This is a genomic window from Microbulbifer maximicatervae (SeqCode) (assembly GCF_052467695.1).
Genome location: NZ_CP174320.1, coordinates 3,346,439 through 3,367,212, shown reverse-complemented (window position 1 = coordinate 3,367,212; position 20,774 = coordinate 3,346,439). Strand labels below are relative to the sequence as shown.

At 44.4% G+C, this 20,774-nt stretch carries 17 protein-coding genes; 7 read left to right on the top strand and 10 right to left on the bottom strand.

Annotation, left to right across the window (positions count from 1 at the left end):
- Window positions 1-21: 21 nt before the first annotated feature.
- Window positions 22-1,281: an MFS transporter gene (locus ACJJI8_RS14915; protein WP_444932822.1), complete on the bottom strand. Its 1,260-nt coding sequence runs from the start codon at window positions 1,279-1,281 to the stop codon at window positions 22-24.
- Window positions 1,282-1,643: 362 nt separating this feature from the next.
- Here ACJJI8_RS14915 and ACJJI8_RS14910 point away from each other — a divergent pair, with 362 nt between their 5' ends.
- Both ACJJI8_RS14910 and pgmB read left to right on the top strand, forming a co-directional pair.
- Window positions 1,644-4,061 (top strand): glycoside hydrolase family 65 protein, encoded by a 2,418-nt coding sequence (locus tag ACJJI8_RS14910; protein WP_444932821.1) that lies wholly within the window; start codon window positions 1,644-1,646, stop codon window positions 4,059-4,061.
- Window positions 4,061-4,774: a beta-phosphoglucomutase gene (gene pgmB / locus ACJJI8_RS14905; RefSeq protein WP_444932820.1), complete on the top strand. Its 714-nt coding sequence runs from the start codon at window positions 4,061-4,063 to the stop codon at window positions 4,772-4,774. Before ACJJI8_RS14910 ends, pgmB begins: the two co-directional genes overlap by 1 nt.
- Window positions 4,775-4,981: 207 nt before the next feature.
- Here pgmB and ACJJI8_RS14900 read toward each other — a convergent pair whose 3' ends face one another.
- The 5 genes from ACJJI8_RS14900 to ACJJI8_RS14880 form a co-directional block, all read right to left on the bottom strand.
- Complete coding sequence (locus tag ACJJI8_RS14900) at window positions 4,982-5,857, bottom strand: right-handed parallel beta-helix repeat-containing protein (protein WP_444932819.1); 876 nt, start codon at window positions 5,855-5,857, stop codon at window positions 4,982-4,984.
- A gap of 513 nt (window positions 5,858-6,370) precedes the next feature.
- On the bottom strand, window positions 6,371-6,826 hold the full coding sequence (locus ACJJI8_RS14895; protein ID WP_444932818.1) for a cupin domain-containing protein: 456 nt from the start codon (window positions 6,824-6,826) through the stop codon (window positions 6,371-6,373).
- Between the two features lie 169 nt (window positions 6,827-6,995).
- Entirely contained in the window at window positions 6,996-7,802 is an 807-nt protein-coding gene (locus ACJJI8_RS14890) for a right-handed parallel beta-helix repeat-containing protein (RefSeq protein ID WP_444932817.1), read from the bottom strand.
- A gap of 313 nt (window positions 7,803-8,115) precedes the next feature.
- Complete coding sequence (locus tag ACJJI8_RS14885; RefSeq protein ID WP_444932816.1) at window positions 8,116-8,889, bottom strand: class I SAM-dependent methyltransferase; 774 nt, start codon at window positions 8,887-8,889, stop codon at window positions 8,116-8,118.
- Window positions 8,890-9,147: 258 nt separating this feature from the next.
- A complete protein-coding gene (locus ACJJI8_RS14880; RefSeq protein WP_444896800.1) occupies window positions 9,148-9,576 on the bottom strand; it encodes a winged helix-turn-helix transcriptional regulator in 429 nt (142 codons plus the stop codon).
- A 104-nt stretch (window positions 9,577-9,680) separates the two neighbouring features.
- Here ACJJI8_RS14880 and ACJJI8_RS14875 point away from each other — a divergent pair, with 104 nt between their 5' ends.
- Window positions 9,681-10,604: an alpha/beta fold hydrolase gene (locus ACJJI8_RS14875; RefSeq protein WP_444932815.1), complete on the top strand. Its 924-nt coding sequence runs from the start codon at window positions 9,681-9,683 to the stop codon at window positions 10,602-10,604.
- A gap of 130 nt (window positions 10,605-10,734) precedes the next feature.
- On the opposite strand, the gene ACJJI8_RS14870 is transcribed toward ACJJI8_RS14875, so the two are convergent.
- From ACJJI8_RS14870 to ACJJI8_RS14855, 4 genes are all read right to left on the bottom strand, one after another.
- Window positions 10,735-11,658, bottom strand: a complete 924-nt coding sequence (locus ACJJI8_RS14870) for a DMT family transporter (RefSeq protein WP_444932814.1) — start codon at window positions 11,656-11,658, stop codon at window positions 10,735-10,737.
- A gap of 144 nt (window positions 11,659-11,802) precedes the next feature.
- On the bottom strand, window positions 11,803-12,726 hold the full coding sequence (locus ACJJI8_RS14865; protein WP_444905669.1) for a haloalkane dehalogenase: 924 nt from the start codon (window positions 12,724-12,726) through the stop codon (window positions 11,803-11,805).
- Between the two features lie 505 nt (window positions 12,727-13,231).
- The gene (locus ACJJI8_RS14860) at window positions 13,232-13,843 is read right to left on the bottom strand and encodes a CHAP domain-containing protein (RefSeq protein WP_444932813.1); all 612 of its coding nucleotides are present in this window, start codon (window positions 13,841-13,843) and stop codon (window positions 13,232-13,234) included.
- A 468-nt stretch (window positions 13,844-14,311) separates the two neighbouring features.
- Complete coding sequence (locus ACJJI8_RS14855; protein WP_444932812.1) at window positions 14,312-16,594, bottom strand: TonB-dependent receptor; 2,283 nt, start codon at window positions 16,592-16,594, stop codon at window positions 14,312-14,314.
- Between the two features lie 386 nt (window positions 16,595-16,980).
- On the opposite strand from ACJJI8_RS14855, the gene ACJJI8_RS14850 reads away from it, so the two are divergent.
- The 4 genes from ACJJI8_RS14850 (at window position 16,981) to ACJJI8_RS14835 (ending at window position 20,676) form a co-directional block, all read left to right on the top strand.
- Window positions 16,981-17,337 carry a hypothetical protein gene (locus ACJJI8_RS14850; RefSeq protein WP_444932811.1) on the top strand — a complete coding sequence of 119 codons (357 nt, stop codon included), beginning with the start codon at window positions 16,981-16,983 and terminating at the stop codon, window positions 17,335-17,337.
- A 352-nt stretch (window positions 17,338-17,689) separates the two neighbouring features.
- Window positions 17,690-18,943: a phytanoyl-CoA dioxygenase family protein gene (locus ACJJI8_RS14845; protein WP_444932810.1), complete on the top strand. Its 1,254-nt coding sequence runs from the start codon at window positions 17,690-17,692 to the stop codon at window positions 18,941-18,943.
- Window positions 18,944-19,604: 661 nt separating this feature from the next.
- On the top strand, window positions 19,605-20,063 hold the full coding sequence (locus ACJJI8_RS14840; protein WP_444935170.1) for a phytanoyl-CoA dioxygenase family protein: 459 nt from the start codon (window positions 19,605-19,607) through the stop codon (window positions 20,061-20,063).
- Window positions 20,064-20,331: 268 nt separating this feature from the next.
- Window positions 20,332-20,676, top strand: a complete 345-nt coding sequence (locus ACJJI8_RS14835) for an ArsR/SmtB family transcription factor (protein ID WP_444905674.1) — start codon at window positions 20,332-20,334, stop codon at window positions 20,674-20,676.
- Window positions 20,677-20,774: the final 98 nt, after the last annotated feature.

The following is a 20,774-nucleotide window of genomic DNA, read 5'->3' as shown; positions in this document are numbered from 1 at the left end:
CAAGTTTGTAAAACCACCCCGCTACCCAGCCAGGGGGGCTGAGGCCTCAAGCGTCTCATCCCCCCGCTCTACGGCGCGACGGAAAAAGAACAGGGTAATCAGAATTACTGTGATGGGTACCAGGGATAAGTAGAAAGCCACCTGGCCATCAAAGGCCTCGAAAACCGACCCGGTAATCAGTGAGCCAGTTGTACCGCCCAGCGCAGAAAAAATCACCAGTAAACCTGTCATTGCAGAGTGCTGGTGGGTGGGCAATGAACTGAGCATCACAGAATTGATAGCCGGGTACACAGGTGCCATAAACAAGCCAATCAGCGGTAAAACAAAAGCCGCCACTGGGGCACTAAGCCAGTTTACATCGGGATTCGCCACAATATTACTCGCCAGGGGCAAGCTAACGACCACCAGTACTCCCATCGCAACTAAGCACACATTCAGCATCGGGTACCAGTGTACTTTACGCATCATCACACCGGCACCAAGTCGCCCCAACGCCAGCCCTGCGGCAAAGATACTTGCAGCCTGAACACTCATTGCAGCGGGCAGCTTAAGAATTTCATTATTAAAGGTCGGCAACCAACTTCCTATCCCCTGCTCAATCAATACATAGAAAAATACGGAGATCACGTAGATGTATACCAGGGGTTTGGCCATCAACTTTATCATCGCGATAAAGTCCTGTTTCGGGCTAGCCTCTTCGATTCGCGCCCCGGATTCATCCAGCTCTGTGCACCAGAGCAATACAAATGCAATCACACAGACCACCGCCAACACCCAATAGACATTGAGCCAGGCAGTCGACCCTCGGTTCGATGAATCAATAAAAGCGCTAAACAGCCAGTAACCACTGAGAACCCCCACCATAAACACCCCCTCCAGGGTGTTTAGAAGGCTCGCATGTGCGCTGCGGCCCTGCGCTAGTAATCCCACGGTGGAGTATGCGGCAACCTTTACCAATGCGAACGCAACACCCACGGACAAGAACAGTAACTTCGCCGTCCAAAACCCGGGTAACAGGGGCATAGCTGTACAAGCCAGGGTGACGATTGCCAACCCCGCCAGCATCGCCCGCTTAAACCCCAGTCGGGGAAGCTGGGAGGCAATCAGGAAAGACACAATACCGATGGGGATATCCTTGAATCCCTCCAGCACACTCGCAGCAGACTTACTCACCCCATAGGTATTGATTACCTGCAGGATCACCGTGCCTACGCTGTTCAACAAAATGGCAAAGACAAAGTAGATAGCGAATAGAGATAAGAGTATGCGCTGATTCTTCATAGTGGATTCTATCTGGCTCTGTGGTTTAGGCAGTCAGCCGTACCAACCTGTTATTGTACATTTTTTACCCAGACTTTGTGGAGAAAGGCGACTTCGCCCCAATGCCTGAAGGGACCCAGTATGTATCAGTCAGGCAAAACATTGCAATCGCTTGCATAAAAACCAATAAAAATTTGGGAATGTCTTATGCCGATCAGTCACAAATCAACTGGCAGTTGACCCAGCAAAAGAAAATAACCTCTATTTTTCAGTAACTTACAGACTTTTCGGGAATGAAAATCAGGTCTATATTCTGGTAACAGCCAGGCTTAACCCCAGGCTTGCAATCGATTGCAAAAAGACATCAACTACGGATAGACTGAATGCCAGTTGCCGAAGGCCCAGCAGGCCCGGCCCTAGGACCCAATCTCCAATCCAGTGAAAGTGGTATGAAGCAAAAACAACAAATCAAACACAAGATCCACCCCTGGGACTTGGTGGAGGACACCTTCCAGCCCGAAGATTACAGCCTCAATGCCACCCTATTCTCCCTCGGAAATGGCTATATCGGCTTGCGCGGTACCTTTGAGGAGGGTTTCGATCCAGAACCCTTCACGGATGGTTGTTACCTGAATGGAGTCTACGCCAGCGAACCTATCACCTATGGTGAGTCTGCTTATGGCTACGCGCGCAACAACCAGAGGATGTTGACGGTTCCCGACGGCAAGACCATTTATATCAGCTTGGATGGAGAACGCTTTAGTCTCGCCCAAGGCGAGCTGCTCAACTACGAGCGTCGCCTAGACATGGCCGCGGGGATCAGCGAGAGAAAACTCACTTGGCGCTCCCCAAAAGGAAAAACCATTGAACTCAAAGTGCAGCGCCTGGTTTCCCTCAGTGAGAAAAACCTATTAGCTCTGCAATTGGAACTCACTCCCATCGATTTTGACGGAGAGGTACACCTGCAATCCTGCCTAGATGGTGACCTTGCCCAAGCAGAACGCAGTGAGGACCCACGCCTAGCCTCCCCTATTGATCGGGGAGATATCGAATGGCTGGAAAATACAGCTGAAGATGGTTATTTAGCCCTGCCTCTATCCGTTAAGAGCAGTGGCTTCTCTATACGATGCGCAGCCCTGCACCATTGTGAGAGTGACAGCGATTACACGTCCAATAACCTCCGCAGTGAAGACTGCGTCTCGGTTGACTATCGCTTTGCTGCCCGCCGCAACACCCCTATTCGCCTAACCAAGTACGTCGCTTACTTTGCACAGCAAAATGCTGAGCCGATATCAGCAGACGAATTGCATCATTACCTGGAGCGCTGTGCGGCTAAAAGTTTTGCGAGCCATGTCGAAACTCAGCGTATACAAATGGACAATTTCTGGCTTGAGTCCGATATTCAGGTCAGTGGAAATGATGCCCTGCAGCAGGGAGTACGTTTCAACCAGTACCACTTGTTCCAATCCCTAGGTCGGGATGGCAATACCAATATTGCAGCCAAAGGACTTTCCGGTGACGGCTATGACGGCCACTATTTCTGGGATACAGAAATCTATGTACTACCGTTTTTCCTCTACACCCAACCCGAATTAGCGCGCGGCCTACTGGAATACCGCTACTCAATCCTCGATGCCGCACGAAAAAGAGCGAGGGAGATGTCGATTCAAAAGGGAGCACTGTTTCCCTGGCGCACCATCGGCGGTGAGGAGTGCTCAGCCTATTACCCGGCAGGTACTGCGCAATACCATATCAATGCGGATATTGCCTACGCCGTACGACATTACTGCCGGGTTACCGGTGATGTCGATTTTCTGCGCAACAAGGGCGCAGAAGTCGTGATAGAAGGCGCTCGTATGTGGTTGGAGATTGGCCACTTCAACGCACTTCGCGACAACCAGTTCTGTATCAATGAGGTTACCGGACCAGACGAATACACCGCCCTGGTTGACAATAATTTCTACACAAACCTGATGGCCAAAGCCCATCTTGAATATGCTGTTGAAGTATTACAGTGGTTAAAATCATTCGATCCTGCAGCGTGCGATGAGTTAACCCAGCGTATTCAACTCGGCAAACAGGAAATTGATAACTGGGCCAAGGCCGCAGAAAGCATGTATCTGCCCTACGATGAAAAGCAGGGTATACATTCTCAAGACGATAGTTTTCTAAACAAACCCCGCTGGAATATTGCCGAAACGCCAGCCGGTCAATTCCCGCTGTTACTTCACTATCATCCCCTGGTGATCTATCGACACCAAGTTTGTAAGCAGGCGGATGTCGTTCTTGGCCTGTTACTGGAAAGTTCAGAATTTTCAATTGAGCAGAAGCGTCGGGATTTCGACTTCTATGAACCGCTCACCACGCACGATTCCACTTTATCCGCTTGTATTCACAGCATTATTGCCAGTGAAGTTGGGTATCCGGATAAAGCGCTGAACTACTTCCAGCAAGTTGCGCGAATGGATCTGGATAACCACCACAACAATACCCAGCACGGTATACACACTGCCTGTATGGGGGGCACCTGGATGTGTATGGTCCAGGGATTTGCTGGCATGCGGCTGCACGGCAATGAACTCAACTTCAATCCATATCTGCCCAATGGAATGGACGGCTATCGTTTCCGGTTGCAATTCCGTGGCCGCACGATCGCAGTCGATGTCGATTCTTACAGCGCCAGGTACACCTTGGTGAAAGGTGAAGCACTCAGTCTTCATCACGGCAAGCAAATTCTATTCCTGGAGACACCAGGGCAAACAGAAACCATTCAAATAGCACCGATGGAGGAGGTATCCTGATGATCTATCGTGCAGCAATTTTTGATCTCGACGGCGTTATTGCAGACACCGCACGTCTCCACCTGATCGCATGGCAACAGCTGGCTGAAGGGCTCAACCTTTCCTGGACAGCGGATACTGAAGAGCGCTTAAAGGGCCTGGAAAGAATGGCTTCCCTTGAGGTAATTCTCGGGGAAAAAAGCAGGAATTACACTGAAGAAGCAAAAATTGCACTGGCTGCAAGGAAAAACAGCCGCTACCAGGAATTAATCCGCAGCCTATCCCCCGCAGACCTGTTACCGGGCGCCGGTGAACTGCTCGCATGGTTAAATTCTCAGCATATTCCGGTCGGCCTCGCCTCAGCGAGTAAAAACGCACCGGCGGTATTGGAAGCCCTGGGAATATCCCGTTGCTTTTCTGTTATTGCAGACCCGGAAAAATCTGCACCTAAACCTGCACCAGATATATTCCTAGCCGCCGCCAAAGGTCTCGGAATTGATCCAGAGTTTTGTATTGCTTTTGAGGATGCCCCCGCTGGAGTCAGTGCAATTAAGTCCGCAAATGGCATGACGGCTGTAGGCATAGGCAGCCCAGATGTCCTTAAAGATGCTGACTACACCCTGGCAACCCTATTGGAATTTACACCAAATGACTTTTTCTTATCTGTACTAGCAGAGTCCGGCATTCGTCAAAATATGAATATCGATAAACGACCCAACGAAAAAATAGATTAGAACCCTATGGCTCTACCATGCAAGCAGCAAGACTCCAATATATAACGAACCTCTAAATGAGCTAATCACGTCTATATCACACCGGATAATCCCGGTGTGATATTTTAGCAATCGGCCAAGGCTTATATTAATATCCGCGCACCCTTTCACCAAACATCAGTCAAAAGAATAAGATTTCGCTGGCCTTCTAGGGAATAATTTTACGGCTCATTGATCAATACAGGCCCCTTCTATATTATCAGCCGTATTGCCAAACCAGGTATTAAGGCAGGGGAAGGGATTAGTATCCTCAAGATCGGTAGAGTTGTTATCAGTTGCTATATTGCCAATAATTACATTTCCGAATTGGCTATCCGGATCAAAAAAAAAGCAGATGGGAATGGCGAACTTAGCCAACGATATACCTACCGCAGTGCCGGGAATAGGATCTGTAAAACCAGTGAGTTCAACCGTATTTTGAGCAATGAAATTACCATTGCTACATATTTCCATACCATAATCACTAAAACCGGTTATCTTATTAGATATTACGGTCGAATTATCTGCCCCGAGATCAAAAAAGATACCACTTTCCCCGAATCCATCTGAACTAACAATCTCGTTATTTATCACCGTTGAGTTACTGCCTCTAATAAACACACCTTCACCACCAATTGGTACATCAATAATCGAACCAGACAGCGTATTGTTGTCCGAGTCGAGGAAAACCCCTTCTCCAAAAACCTCACTAAATGTTATACCCGTAATTGTGTGGCTACCGGAACCTGCTGCAATGACTCCTGTACCACATTCATCCAATGTACCTCCTGATGCACCTCCAGATAATACAGCTCCTGTACCTTCAAGAATGACACCTGCCCCCCCTTCACAATCAAACGTAAATCCATTCAAGTTCAGGCTTCCTGTAGGGCCAGTTACTATTACACCGGAATTACAAGAAAAGTTCCCAGTTAACACCTCTGGAGTTGTAATAGTACCGCCACACACTATATCTGCATTTACACTTCCAGAGATTACTAACGCACTACCGAAAAATAGATAAGAATATAGTTTAGACTGCGTTCCTTCCTGCCAAATATTCATAATGAACTCCTAAAATAGTATTGTACCCCCCTAATAAAACTGTTTAGCTATTGATTACTACTCACCACCACAGCTAGTTGCCACTTAAACCCGAGCTACCGGTCAGCCCAGCAACTGTTAACCCAATCAAATTACAATTGAGATCCTTACTTATTATTTCTGTACTCGCAATGGTATCAGCGTACACATCATCGGCATTTACATTATCCGAAAGAGCTGAAGTAAACCCAATAACAATTTTTAGTCATAACCATTATGCCCAGGCAATAAAAATTCTTGAAATCAGAAAAAAGAATATTGGGATACATTTTGAGCCCAAAGAGTGAAATATCCATAGGAAAATATTCTCAATAGCTCTGGCATGTAAAAGGTAATGGCATAGAGAAGCTTGGGCAAGTAAAATAATCAAAACTCGTGCATAGACGTGAAGTGAAAAGCTTAAAATAGACTCCATAAAATTTACGCCAAAATATCCATCAATAGTAAAGCGTAACTACAGCTTAAACTTTAGGCTTAACGAATGAAGCGACTCAAACAACTATCTATCTCACACAGTTGTTTTGCTACAGGATCATCAACCTTGATTAAATTGAAATCCGAAAATTCAAACCCCGGGCCTACCGAACATCCGACCAAAACAGAATTCCCAATTGGCTCAGCAGCCTGCCAAGCACCAGCAGGAAAAACATGACAAAATGTATTATTCTCTGCGGAAATCTCAGTCCTTTGCAAACAGCTATCCCCCTCAGTCCAAATATAGAGATATAAGCCTTCCCCCCTATATAAGTTCCAAACCTCATCAGATTCGACCCGGTGAAACCTAGATACTTCATCTTTCTGTAAGGAGAAGTAAATATGCGTCAATGCGCTTCGCTTCTGCCCATCCTCCCTTGTTACTATTGAGCTCGACTTAAACACCTGAAGAAATTTCCCGCCTTCAGGATGATCAATTAAGCTATCAGGCTTCATGGATTAATCAGCACCTTGTAATCAGAGTTAGAAACATGTCTGATACTACATTACCACATAATGTATCAGTGAAATTTAATCCTTATAGACAACAAGCAAAATAGTTGAGCGGATACGAATTGAACACAGGCTCACCCAGTTTACTTTAAGGTGAACCTTGCAAAAAGCCTTAATTTAAACAACTGGGATTAGCAGTAGTAAAAGTGTTTCCACGCCAGACATTAATATTACTACATGCATTTGCATTTAGATCCTCCAAGTCAAAATCAGCATTTCCCTTGGATGTGTTGTTGAGAATAAAGTTAAAAAACTGATTAGCTGCTTCCATATAGATACCCACTGAACCATTCATCTCAGAGGTGTTCTGGCTATAGTTCCCGAAGCTGGAATCAGCAATATAAATTCCATATCGATTATTATCATATATATAATTTTGGGTTAAATTTGGGGCATCACCATCCAACTGAATCCCATCTAGTAAGTTACTTTCGATAATATTTGAGATCAAGGTATTTCTTAGCCCCGTAACTAATATACCAGTATTACCATTACCATTAGCACTTGAATTAGTAATTAGATTGAAGTCGCTCGATACCGCCAACCCTACAAAGTCATTATTGTTAGCAGAAATATTGGTTACATTATGAAATCCATCACCAGCCAATCTAACGCCCGTCTGGCAGAATGATATAGTACCTGCGCCCTCCAAATACCCCACAAGACCGACAACATCTATGCCTATTGCAGAATTATTGTCACAAGTAATGGTATGACCATTCATATCCAGGCCACCAGTTGGGCCAACAATGGTTATCGCGATATTGTCTGTACATACCAAATCATCATCCAAAACTTCTCGGGTGTTAATGGTATCACCACAATCAACCGCCGATGCAAGCCCGGATATTAGCAAGCAAAAAGCACCTGCAAATATAGATAAAGTACACTTCATACCTTGTAATTGCCATATAGCCATCTTACTACCCTCTATAAAATCAGTTAATAATGACCTTCTCCTGAACAGAGTGTGATCCAGCTTACTAAAAGGGCTATAAGAAATCTCTCTTAAAGAAATGGCAACTAAGTACGGAATCTAAACATCTGTGAATGGTAAATAGTGGCTATCTACGCCAATTAGACAAAACGCAAGAAAGCAGTGTTGGATATGAAGCCAGTGGGCCTTTACATGGGAAGTTTAAGGGGGCGGCACTCATTACCCTCCTTTTCCCTCCCCTAAAAAAATCTGCGCAAATCTACCGCTAGCCTGATTACTATTATTGCTCTTTGTCTCAAGTAACTTTGACACCTTTAATAGTATAAATTAGCGGAATCTCATGTCCTTTAAAAGACAGGTAGTATTTCCCCTTCTCACGCTCCTCCATGCCATCAAAACAGTTGTAAGGACTATACGGGTATTCTTTTAGTTGAGCGATTTGAATACCATATTTTAATAATGCACTCACAACATCGCTAATCGGATGTGACCAGGTGGCTAGGGTAGACTTGTCACCCCGATCATTCTCTGTATAGGTACCCTGCTCTTCAATATCTGGATCGGCTCGATGAAAGTATGTGTAACCAGAGAAAATATCATAAAATGGATGAAATTCTGCGATGTAGAAAGTCCCCCCCGGCTTTAAGCATTGAGCAACAACTGATGCCCACCGCTCGATATCCGGCAACCAACAGAGTGCGCCGTAGGAAGTAAAGACGATATCAAATTCTTTATTATTTGACTCTCCAAAACTGTAGATATCGTTGCAGATAAACTCTCCATGTAAACCTGAACGGTCAGAAAGAGCCTGCGCTTCAGTAATGGCTACAGAAGAAATATCAACTCCCGTCACCTTCGCCCCCAATCGAGCCCAAGATAAGGTATCCAAGCCAAAGTGACACTGTAAGTGAAGTAAACTTTTTCCAGACACATTACCTATATCTGAAAGCTCAACTTCATTTAAAGTAGATTTTCCGCTTAGAAATCCATCAACATTATAAAATTCAGACTTCACATGAATACGGGTGCGGCTATCCCAGGAGTGTCGGTTAATTTCAAAAAAATCCATAACTCACCTTCTAGTCACTTATATTTAATTATTAAGGGTAAGAAATTTAAATCTACTTGTAAGCCCTATTCCGTTATGCCTTGAGGTCAAGAAAACTTAAATCACCAATCATTCTAACTATATATTTACAGCAATGCTCCAGCCACAAAACACCCTATTGAACTAAATTGCAAGTACAGATCATGCTTTACTACAAAGCAGGCTGATAATTTTTGAGAGAAGCCCTAAATGGGGACAATAGAAGGTAGAATCCTTAATCTACGATTGATTATCCTCATCATATCTTAGGCGCGCTTTACGAATCTCGGGATGATGTTCATCTGCCCAAGAGACTAACTTCCACACAGCTGCAGATAACCCCCTTCCCAGGTCAGTTAATTCATACTCCACTTTAACTGGAACCTGCGCAAAGACAGTACGGAGTACAAAACCATCGCGCTCTAAGTCACGTAGGGTTTGCGTCAACATTCGCTGTGAAATCCCTTCAATGCGCGACTTCAGGGAGTTGAAGCGATCTGGACCATCAACAAGGGCAAACAATATCAGGATGGACCACTTGTCACCAATTTGAGCTACCACATTGCGAACGGGACACTCATCATCATTCACAAACACGCGCCTCTCACTATTTTTATTCTGCGTCCCCACCCTTCCACTCCAAAGGTTATCAAAAAGTAACTTAACCACTTAATAGTGCCTTATTGGCAACCAACTCTCAAGTTAGTAACCTAGTATAAATAAGTAACTTAACCCGAAATCACCTATAGACCCATATAGATATATACCCTGTTATGACCCAAGCTCTCTTAGACAAGGCCCTCACCCAATACGCCTCCAATAGACCCTCAACCGCTGACGATATATTTACACCGCAGTTTGTCTCTGTAGGGAAATTTAACATTCGCTTTCTACGCAAGGAAAAACCTCAGGCTCCCAGCCTACTACTGCTGAATGGTCTACCCCAAAGTATTCGCATGTGGGAGTCATCCATTGAAGCATTTAGTGAAAAGTTTGATGTACTAGCCTTTGATATCCCAGGATTTGGCTTATCAAAAGCGGAGGAAGGAGATATGTCTCCAAGCAGCCTGAGCGAAGCCCTTGTTCAAATAATGAACCATTTTGGCATCAAGCAGGCCCACCTGGTAGGGCCGGATGTGGGTGTGCCTATTGCTTTAGCGGCCGTTATTAACCACCCTCAACGATTCTTGAGTCTCAATATCTTTGACGGCCCAGGCACCTTCCCTCCAAAACTCTCTCCTATTCTTATGGCCGTTGTCAGATCCCGAATGGTTCGCTGGATAGCAAAAGGCTTAAACAAGGAGTCAGTAATGAAAACCAATTTTCTGACTGCCGTAAAAGATGGCTATCACAACTACAAACCCAGCAAACGAGCTATCCAAGAGTACTATGACATAGCCTTTAATAGTGATAGTCACAAGTGCGCCATCAGTTTCTTTGGAAGCTATTCGAAAGAGCTTCCATGGATTGAGAGAAAGCTAAATGGTATTAAAGTTCCGACATTGATCACTTGGGGTAAGAGAGATCCATTTGTTTTAGTAGATAATGCGACTGTCTTATCCAAGCATATCCCCAATAGCAAGCTAGTTATATTTGACAACGCATCTCACTTCTCATCGGAAGATGCTGGACAAGAGTATGTTGACTTGATAATCAATTGGGTAGATGGCGGCTTCCTTGAGCATCGTGACGCATGAGTTTTTAAATATTCTAAGAACAGATACCTAATCACTAACTGAATTCAAGGTGGCGTTAAACAATTTCGCCACCGATATATTAATGGGGCTCAACTATCATCATTAGAGCACCCTTTATCAAATTGGTTTTTTAACTCATTAACTTTGACTCTGATTCAGCATCATCCTTCCCCTTTTTGGCCTTAATCTGTGAAACACCAATCAATGCGCGGCCTAGGTCTGAGGCATAAAATCCCGCAGCCAATATTACGAAGGCGCCAAATAATGTAATTCCATCAGGCAGATCTCCGAAGATTACAAAGCCAATAACAATAGCCCAAAATAGTAAAGCGTAACTAAAGGGCTGCAAAATAGAAGCTGGAGTAAGTGCCAGTGCCTTAATCAGTAAATAGTGGCCCATTGCACCTAAGAGCCCATTTAAAATCAACAATTGCCACCCTGATACTGTCGGCTCTACCCAATAAAATGGTGCTAAGCTTCCAAAAATAATAAGACCCATGGTCGCGGTATAGAAAACGGTTGTATCGGCACTATCAAAGTGTGAAACACGGCGTGAAAGCACTTGATATGCGGCCCATAGGATAGCTCCCAAGATGGGGATCAAGGTTTGCCAACCCATCATTCCCATTCCAGGCCTAATGATAATAAGGGCACCTATAAATCCAGCCGCAACACTTACCCAGCTCCTTGTATCTATCCTCTCCCCTAAAAACCATCCAGCCATTAATATTGCGAATAATGGAGCGGTCGCAGCTATAGCATGCACATCAGCCAAAGACATCATACTAAAAGCAAAAATAAATACTGACACCTCAAGAGCGAGAACAATAGAGCGAGCTAATTGAGTGCCAAATATTTCACTTCGCACTATATCCAAGCTCCCTTTGAGTCTTGCCAAGCTTATAACGATGAAGAAAAATATCGCGAAACGAATCGCCATTATTTGAACAATAGAATAGTTCTGAACGAGAACCTTACCTGTTGCATCCATACCCGCCAAACAGAGCATTGCCAAAATAGTCAGAATAATTCCACGACTGTCTTTAAACTTCACTTTAAACTCTCTAATAAAGACTACAGATTCTATAAACAGAGCCACCGATTATAAATTAGTTATGAAATGTAAGAGCAGTCTGAATGCCTTGGGCTACCTGAGAATAGAAGCCGGAATATAACTTATCCCGGCACTAGTACGCCCTTAATTTTCAGTTACTGTAGAGGAAAGCTTGAAGTGACTGAGCGCCTTTTCAGCAATTTCTTTACCATATTCCTGCACAAAGTGGCCCGCCTCCGCTAGTTTGAGAGGCTCTGGACAGTTTTTGATGGTTCCCCTCAGCAACTCCATCACTTTCTCACCAAGTACAAAGTCCCTCATTCCAATCGCCATAAAGCTCTCACCACCCCAGCTCCTAGACCAGAATTTTCGAGCCCTTACCCCTAGCTCTGCTCCCTCCATATCTGGATCAACCGGTACAATTGACGGGAATTGACGAACGCCAGCCTTATAGCGATTGTCTGGAAAAGGCGCATCATAGGCAACTATATCGAATAAATTGACCTCAGATTGAGCATCATTGGCAATGAGCCCTCCCACAGGGATTTCAGGCACATTGACAGAGAAGTTCCGCCAGTGGTAGAACCCCTCTGAAGCACCATCCCCTGCTGCGATAGCCGTATTCATTACCAGTAATCGGGTAAATCTATCCGGCATATCCATTGGAAGTGTCAATCCCAGAAGTCCACCCCAATCCTGACAAACCAGCGTAATATTCTTAAGATCCAAATGCTCAATCAAACGCATCAGGCTGTTACGATGGAAGTTAAAAGTGTACACATCTTCATTGACGGGCTTATCTGAGCGACCAAATCCAAACAAATCTGGAGCAATTACCCGGTGTCCTGCCCCAACAAAAACTGGGATCATTTTCCGATATAAGTAACCCCAACTGGGCTCCCCATGGAGGCAAAGAAAGGTGGTATCCGAATCCTGCTCCCCCTCATCGATATATGCCATACGCATAGAATCATAGCCTTCCAGGCTATCAATATAGTTAGGAGTATACGGAAAACCCGGTAGTAAAGAAAAGCGCTCCTCAGGAGTTCTCAATCGTTCAATAGACATCGGCAACCCTCTTTTAGTTGAAAGTTAAGTTAGCGCCTTGCTTCTGAAAAGCTAGATCAGTGGGAATCCAGAGATCATCCATTGTGGCGCTTTTATCGGTGCTTCAAATCTGAAAAAGTAACTGTAGAAAAATACCTATTATCCTACTAGATAATAAGGATAAATATGCTCCTAAAACATGGCATGATCTCTAATTTTTACATTTAGAAACCTTATTAGGCGCCAGATCACCTAAATTACCTCATAATGCCAATTTGGCAAGTCTGAAACCATTGGGCTAAGTACAACCGACCCTGTCAAAGCCGATTAATCAAACTTCTTACCATTAAAAACATGTTAGATGTATTGAAATACCCATCTGGATGTAAGCTGTCTACCAGCAATATATCTCAATTATCAGTGAACAGAAATTGAGCCTAGGAGAAATTAGGCTACAAAAATCACTGGGATGCATATATCACTGTAAGAACAATATCCCTCATGACTACGAATCATGGACAACACCTCAATACACTTTACCAAAGCCCGCCAAGATCCAGCCCCTTTTCACTGGAGAATCCATTTCTACTTCCCTGGCGAACAGGGTTTTGGGTGCTGACTCCATGATTTTAAACCCCCTATTATCAACATAAGTAACTATAGCAACATGGGCAATATATCCTTTTTCAATCTTTCTATAAAAAACCAAATCCCCCAACTGCGGCTTATAAGATGCTGGTTTCAAAGATTGAATTGACTGGAAATAGGAATATAGATTTCTTGCTCGGCGATGGAAAAATGGATTCTCTGGATTATTACCATTTCGAGCATCATAAAAATTTGGATTTTTTACAAAACTATCTCTCAATAAGACCTGAAATGAATATCCAGCCATTCCGTAAGCGATATTAGGTACATCACTACAGACAATAAATCCAAGTTTCCCTCCTATATTATTATACATCCCCATCAGTGGATCATAAGGCGTAAACCAAAGAGAATACGCATTATCGACAACCAGATTAACATTTGGAAGGCCATGATGATTGGTAAAACTTCTCTCCCCCTTATAGGTAGAAAAATAGACGAGCAGTGGTATTGCCAAAACAATAACAAGAACGCCAATAAATTTTTTCATATTACCAAAAATGTACCAACCCAAAATCACCAATACATATGAAACATTACTAAACTAATAAAAAGTAGGGGAAAAGAGTACAGCTAACAAACCCTTACGCCACTTTAATGCCACTTTTTAGTCCGAACGTCAACATACAGCTAGCAATAGGAATTGGAGTAACTACTCATAACCTAGTAGAACTATCTCCCACTGCCAATTTAAATTTGTATACGAACGTTAAGGTTTCACACCTGCAATGACCTTAGGGCTCTCCACCTCGACTCTAATTTCGCTTCATGAAAGCAGTTTAACCACATACTTTATTGGGGAGCCTCCGGAAGGATTTGGGTTAGACCACAAAGATCGAAGCTTCATTATTTGTATGGATTTGAAAATGGATTGTAGTTAAATTTTTCAGGCAATAAAAAAGCCGCACACTGGAGAAGTGTGCGGCAAAGCTTGGAAGCCTATGGGAGAGGCATGAGGTTAAAAATCGTACGCGAAGCTAAGCTTGATATTGCGCGGTAAGATGTAGCGGACATTAGACGCTAGCGGATCGCGGGGATCACCTTCGGTGATACCATCTTCATCAGTTAAGTTGTCCACAGCCAACTGGACAGTAATATCATTGATATAAGCCACCGCACCCAGGTCAACTTTTGTATAGGCTGGCAAAGTTATTTCATTGTTGCTTCCATTAAAGCGATCACCTACCCGACTGATATCGGTATACACAGCCATATCAATGTCATTCAGTGTGAAATCATAATTCTGGCTCAGGCGCACCTGGTATTCAGGCTGACGCATAACCTGGTTGCCTTCATATTCACCACTCGTGATTTCTGGCTTTTGCAGGGTAGTATTTAACCCAAAGGTGAAATCTCCCCAGTGAACTTTACCGTCCAATTCGAGACCAAGCGCCTCAGTCTCTAAACGAGCACAGGTACTGCTGCCAATGATACAGTCAGGCATGCCCTGGGTTTCGTTGTAGAACAGAGTCGCAAAGAGGGAATAATCTTGCTCCTGCAATTTATAACCCAGTTCGTATTGGTCAATGTCGATCACAAGATCAGACCCAGCAATGAAGCTGTCACCAAACTCTCGATAGTTGTCAAAGTCTGCGAATTTATAACCGGAGTTTATACGGAAGAATGTGCCCATATTTTCGGCAAATGCCCAGTCCACTGCCGCAGTGTAGGCAGTACCATTTTCGTCTGCTTTATAGGTGGTAAAATTACCGTCACGTTCGCCATGATCCACGGAGTAATTGGTTTTCCGGTTTGCGGAACGCACTCCCAGATCGAAAGTGAAATCTCCTAAGTAAAACTCGCCGGCAAGGTAAAGCGCGTTTTCACGGGCATCACCCACAGCATCCACATCATATTTCCAGTCACAAGTTGAGATATCGGCGGATGTATTACAGGCAAGGTCTCCTGTGAGCTCAGAGCCATCTGCAGCTCCTGTGATCAGCTCCCCATCTTGACCCAATACATAGTATTTCTGGTTACCCAGGGACCACCATTCATCAACTTCCCAGCTAGAGGTGTAATAACCGGCAGTTACCTTAAAGTTATCCCACTCTTTTGCCAGGCTAATGTCATTTGTCGTAGCCTCGATATCTTTGCGTACTACCCAGGCACCAAACTGCTGTACCACAGTATCGCCACTAAGTTCGTTTCCAGAGGCGGTTACTACTGCTTGGTCAGTAAGAGAATTTAGCGATACGGGCGCACCATTAGGAACAAAACCCAAAGTATCAGCGTTACCTGCGGTAAGTCCAAAGCGTTCGGTGAGACTCCAGCCATCGCCTAGGTCTAGCTCCAGATAAGCACCGGCTACATTACCATTCCACCCGCGCCCTTCGCCCATATCGAAAGTTTCCCAGGTAGTTTCTGAGCCGCCATTACCGTCAGCCTGAGTGATAGGTACAGAAACCTTGCGATTACTGGGGCCTACCTGGGTGTAATCTGTTTCCAGGAATGCAGCATTGGGCAAATACCAGGTACCAGTATCTTTTGTATCCCGGATGTAAAAACCCGCTTTGCCGTTATCCATCTCTTTGGTGATGTGCAGGGTAAATTGATGCCCTTCTTCCGCATCAAAACCCGCATCGCGAATACCTGGGGAGGAAGATACGTAGCCCCCGATCATGTAATAAACATCATCTGCGAGCTTACCAGTCATTAGGGCATCTGTTCGCTGCAGATCATAGTCAGATAAAGTGTACTTAAAGCGCCCCTCAGTCTCTTCAGTACCTTCTTTTAAGATAAAGTTGGTAGTCAGACCTGGCTGGCCATTGGAGAAAACCGGATTGGGTCCACCGCGCAGAGCTTCCACTCGCTGAATAGTTTCATCGACACGAAATAGAGAAGAGTTTTCTAAAAATGAGAGTGTTGGCGCTGGATACAGAGGTAATCCATTCATGGATACCGTGACAAAGGGTGCATCACTACCGCCGGGGAAACCGCGAACATCGATATTTGCCCCAGAAACACCGCCAGAGCTCTCAACCCACAGGCCAGGAACGGACTTCAACAGGTCTGCAGTACTTGAAGGAGAGGCTTTGCTAATCTCATCATCACTTAAAGTTGTGATAGAAAAGCTGGCATCCAGCTTACGCATGCCCGCACCGCCTGGGGTGCCCGTTGTGATGACTTCCTCCATCACCATATCGTTTTCAGGGCTAATTTCTTGGGCTGCGGCATAGCCGCAAAGACCAACGGAGAGCGCGGCCATGGATACGGCCTGCGCCAATGGTTTCTTGCTCATCAACTCTTCCCTCTCGTCGTCATTCTTATCTGTTCTGATACTTCGGTGCTATTTTTATAAAGCTTTATGCAATCGATTGCATAAAGAGTTGCTAAACGCTACTTGATGCACCGTGCTTTAACTATAATGCGCAAATGCAATCGATTGCAAATTGAATTAATGGCTAGATTTGAGTGACTAGTCATCCGTTAGACCTTCGCAGATCAAGATTTGAGGGGTAGGGGCAGGTTTTCTGCCATTGGTAGAAGTTCATATTTGGAAACTACACCCGGATGTTCTTAGATTTAGTATGTAGGGCTGTCCAAATGTGGCGCCAAATTATTGACTCTAGAAGCATTCGACGACGAGTGGTTCCATGTAAGTGCCAAGCGGCCAGGAGAGTTATCATGGAAAAAGGCAAGTGCCAACAGGCGGAGCATCATTCACATACCCATAATAGCCACTGTGGCCACACAGCCATTCGCCATGGGGACCATATCTGCTACCTCCATGATGGCCACCTACACCATCCCCACAAAGACCACTACGACGAGCACGTCTTGGAAGTAAGCACCCAAAACCCGGAGGGTTGCCACCCTGTTACAGGGGGCTATGACAGCTCCCATATCCACGGCAAAAACTGTGGCCATGAGCAGGTTCCCCACGGAGATCATGTTGACTATCTGGTTAACGGGCGACTTCACCATGTTCATGGTGATCACTGTGATGATCACGGATCTGTCGACTTGGTGAAAGGTAACTAAAACTTTCCACTTTACTTGATTGGCTGTTGCTGATTTGGGAAATGTCGAACTGTATCGGCCTAAGGCACTTAAAAGGGATAGGGGTGCCCATAGAGCTGAGAAATTCGAGAAACATGCCAGGCTCCCCTCAAAGGTACTCTCCAACCGACCCCTGCAGCCAATGGGCGTCAGTTCAATAAAGCTCGATACTCCAGGTTATATTCTGGCCTGGCACCGCTCTACTTCCTTCATTAGCCACCCCGAAAAAATTCCCGTCACATGCCGTGAAGTATTGCCATGGGTACTGTTCAGAACACCTTTGTGCGAGCTGAAGCTAGTCTTAATAAAAGCTAACTTTACCCCGAAGTAACTTATGCATGACATGAAAAATCAAGGTGGCAGTACGCTCTCTAAAATGTTTTCAGGCGCAGACAATGAACGTAGTCTGGCTGACTTCGATATTTCATTTAGCCAAAAGTGTAAAGTTATTGGGACTGTAATCTTAATAACAGCTTATAAGGTGTTTATTCTCCCCTGGCAAAGGAATAGGCGTCATCATTTGTTTTCCGAACTCGACAAGCTTAAAAACCTGACAGCAAAATTACCCAATCCTCCCCAAAGTGCCGCCACAGGAAGTTGTTTTTTAAGTGACAAAGATCGCCACTTCTTTGAAGAAAATGGTTATCTGCCTCCCTATAGAGTTCTATCCGCGGAAGAAGCACAGGGCTTAATGACTCTAGTACAGGAGGAGTATGACAATGACTTTAACGGCGTTTCCTATATGAGAGATAAAATTAAAGAAATTGCTAAGAAAGAGGGCCGCTGGAATATCGAATATGCCAGTCTATATCAAGCGCTAGAGTTAAAGCCTTTCAGGGACTTAATGAGAAAGCCTGAAATTTCGGAAAAGATTGCAAGCATTTTAGGTGATGAGGTTATTTGCTGGCGCAATCAGTTTTTTGAAAAAAAACCAGGCTCCGATGGGACACCCTGGCACCAAAATGCAACTTTCAGGGAAATGGGGAAATATGCAAAGCTCCAGCCCACAAGAGAAACACCACCTGCGCTCATTCAAGTAAATGCGTGGGTTGCCTTAACTGACACCACAAAAGAAACCGGGTGCCTTAGAATTCTACCCGGATCTTATGCTGACGCGAGAGTAAATTACCTTTACGAATTTCTACAAGACAACAGGATGTTTTACTTATCGCTTCTACCAGCTTCCCCACTGTACCTATACCATTTATGCAAATCTTTTATGTATGGAAGGATTTTTCACAAAGGTGCAGTAGTATTTTTTAGTGCCGCAAAATTGCTAGGTGATCATATTTTTGACGGCTTTGACATCAAAGATCTAGAAATGAAAGCCGGAGAGTGCCTAATATTCTCATCCCTGAACATCCACGCCTCCTACCCAAACACATCAAAAGACAAAACTCGATTTTCATTTGTAGGTCGCTGCACAGCCAATCACGTAAAGGTTGCCCCTTACGGAAAGGATAATTACTCAACTTTAGGCGGACTAATAGAATATACACTCCCAAAGGTTATCAGCTTTCAGATTTATGGCAAAGACACCTATGGCTACAATGGAATATTAGACGATGAGGACAAAACAGAAGAGTAATCCACAATCCGTCATGATCAATATACTCTCTGGTGGTGACGAAAAAAAACTTAGGTAACCTCCCTACCCTTAGGAAAGCACCTAAAGGCCGCAGACTTAGTTATGACAATAATTGCATACAAATTCATAATACCCCCATGACAGAAGAGCAAAAAATAAAAATTATTTTCTAATCTAGATCGGCTTGGAAAGCTCAGCATCTATCTGGCGCACAACTACCACCATTATTTGAAAATTAAACGAAGATGATCGGGCCACTCTTTAAAAAAATGAACTCCTTCCTACCTTCCGTGTATCTCTTCTGAACTGGCGAAAAGCTTAAGGGAATAGCACTGGATGATTTTAAAAACAATTTCCAATTGTAGTGAGGCACCTTGGCGACAAGGTGAAGGCGATTGGTAAAAGAGAGGAACGCTGGACAATTGGATACGCTGAATTATACCAGGCATTGCGGATAAAACCCTTTAGGAACCTCCTACGACCCCCAAAAATTTCAGAGCGATTGGCAACTCTACTAGGATATGAAGTTATATGCTGGCGCAGTCAATTTTTTGATAAAAGCCCCGACATTGAGGGGATGTCTTGGTATCAGAATGCAACCTTTCGAGAGGTCGGTAAATATACAAAATTACGACCGACCATATAAACTTCTCCCACCCTAATTCAACACATCGTTTGGGTTGTGCTCACCGAAAGTACGAAAGATACCAGTTGGCTTAGCATGCTTCCAAAGTCACACACCGATACAAGAACTAGCTACCTCTATAATTATATACAAGACAACAAATTAATATACTTATCACTAGTCCCTGCATCACCCCGCTCCTTATACAGACTTGCCAAGCTATTCCTTTTGCTCAGTACAAGGGAAATTATTGAAGAAGATCTCTTTGGCGACCTGGAAGTAAAAGACCTGGAAGTGAAAGCCGGCGAATGCCTTATTTTCTCACCCCTAATTATGCACACATCCTTTGCAAACACATCAAAAGATAAATCTCGATTTTCGTTTGCCATGAGGTATACAGCTAATCACGTAAAAGTTGCTCCTTATGGCAAAGACAACATTTCAACCATTGAGGGCCTGCTGGAATTCACATTGCAATTTTCAGGTGTTTGGTAAAGATTCTTATGGCTACAATGAAATCCGGGATGATGATGCGTCTACTTCAGAATAGATATTACCCCCCTCCTGGTGTGGGCAATTAGCAGTAAAAGCGTTATTTCGGTAAGTTTGGTAATATAGTTTAAAGAAATATAAGTAATGCAGCTTCCTCTCAATACCCTAAACAATTAGTAGCAGCACTAGCTTGAGCAGTCGTCCACACGACACTTTATCTTTAGCACTGAACTGTATATATTTCGACAAATATAGAACTTATGACCAAATCATGATGGAAATCGAAGAAGTAGCCAAATCGCTCAAAGAGCTGGGACACCCAACCCGCTTGTTGATCTACAAAAAAGTAGTCAAAGCCGGACTACCGGGTATTCCTGTAGGCAACATCCAGGAGCAATTAGATATCCCCGGATCAACCCTCTCCCACCATATTTCCAGTCTGATTTCGGCAGGATTAATTTTCCAGCGACGCGAGAGCCGCACCCTCTACTGCGTAGCCGAATATCAGCACTTGACTGAGGTTATTCAGTTTTTACAAGATGAATGCTGCCACGATGATTTCAATACACCGATAAAGTGTCCTGATATCAAGTGTGCGGTACCGGATCAGCACTGAACAATGTCGCTCTTGCTTCGGGCGCCCCCTATCGATGGAGCGTCCGAACTTTCTTCTCTTCACCCCGATGGATACATTTAGGCCCTAAATTCTGCTTC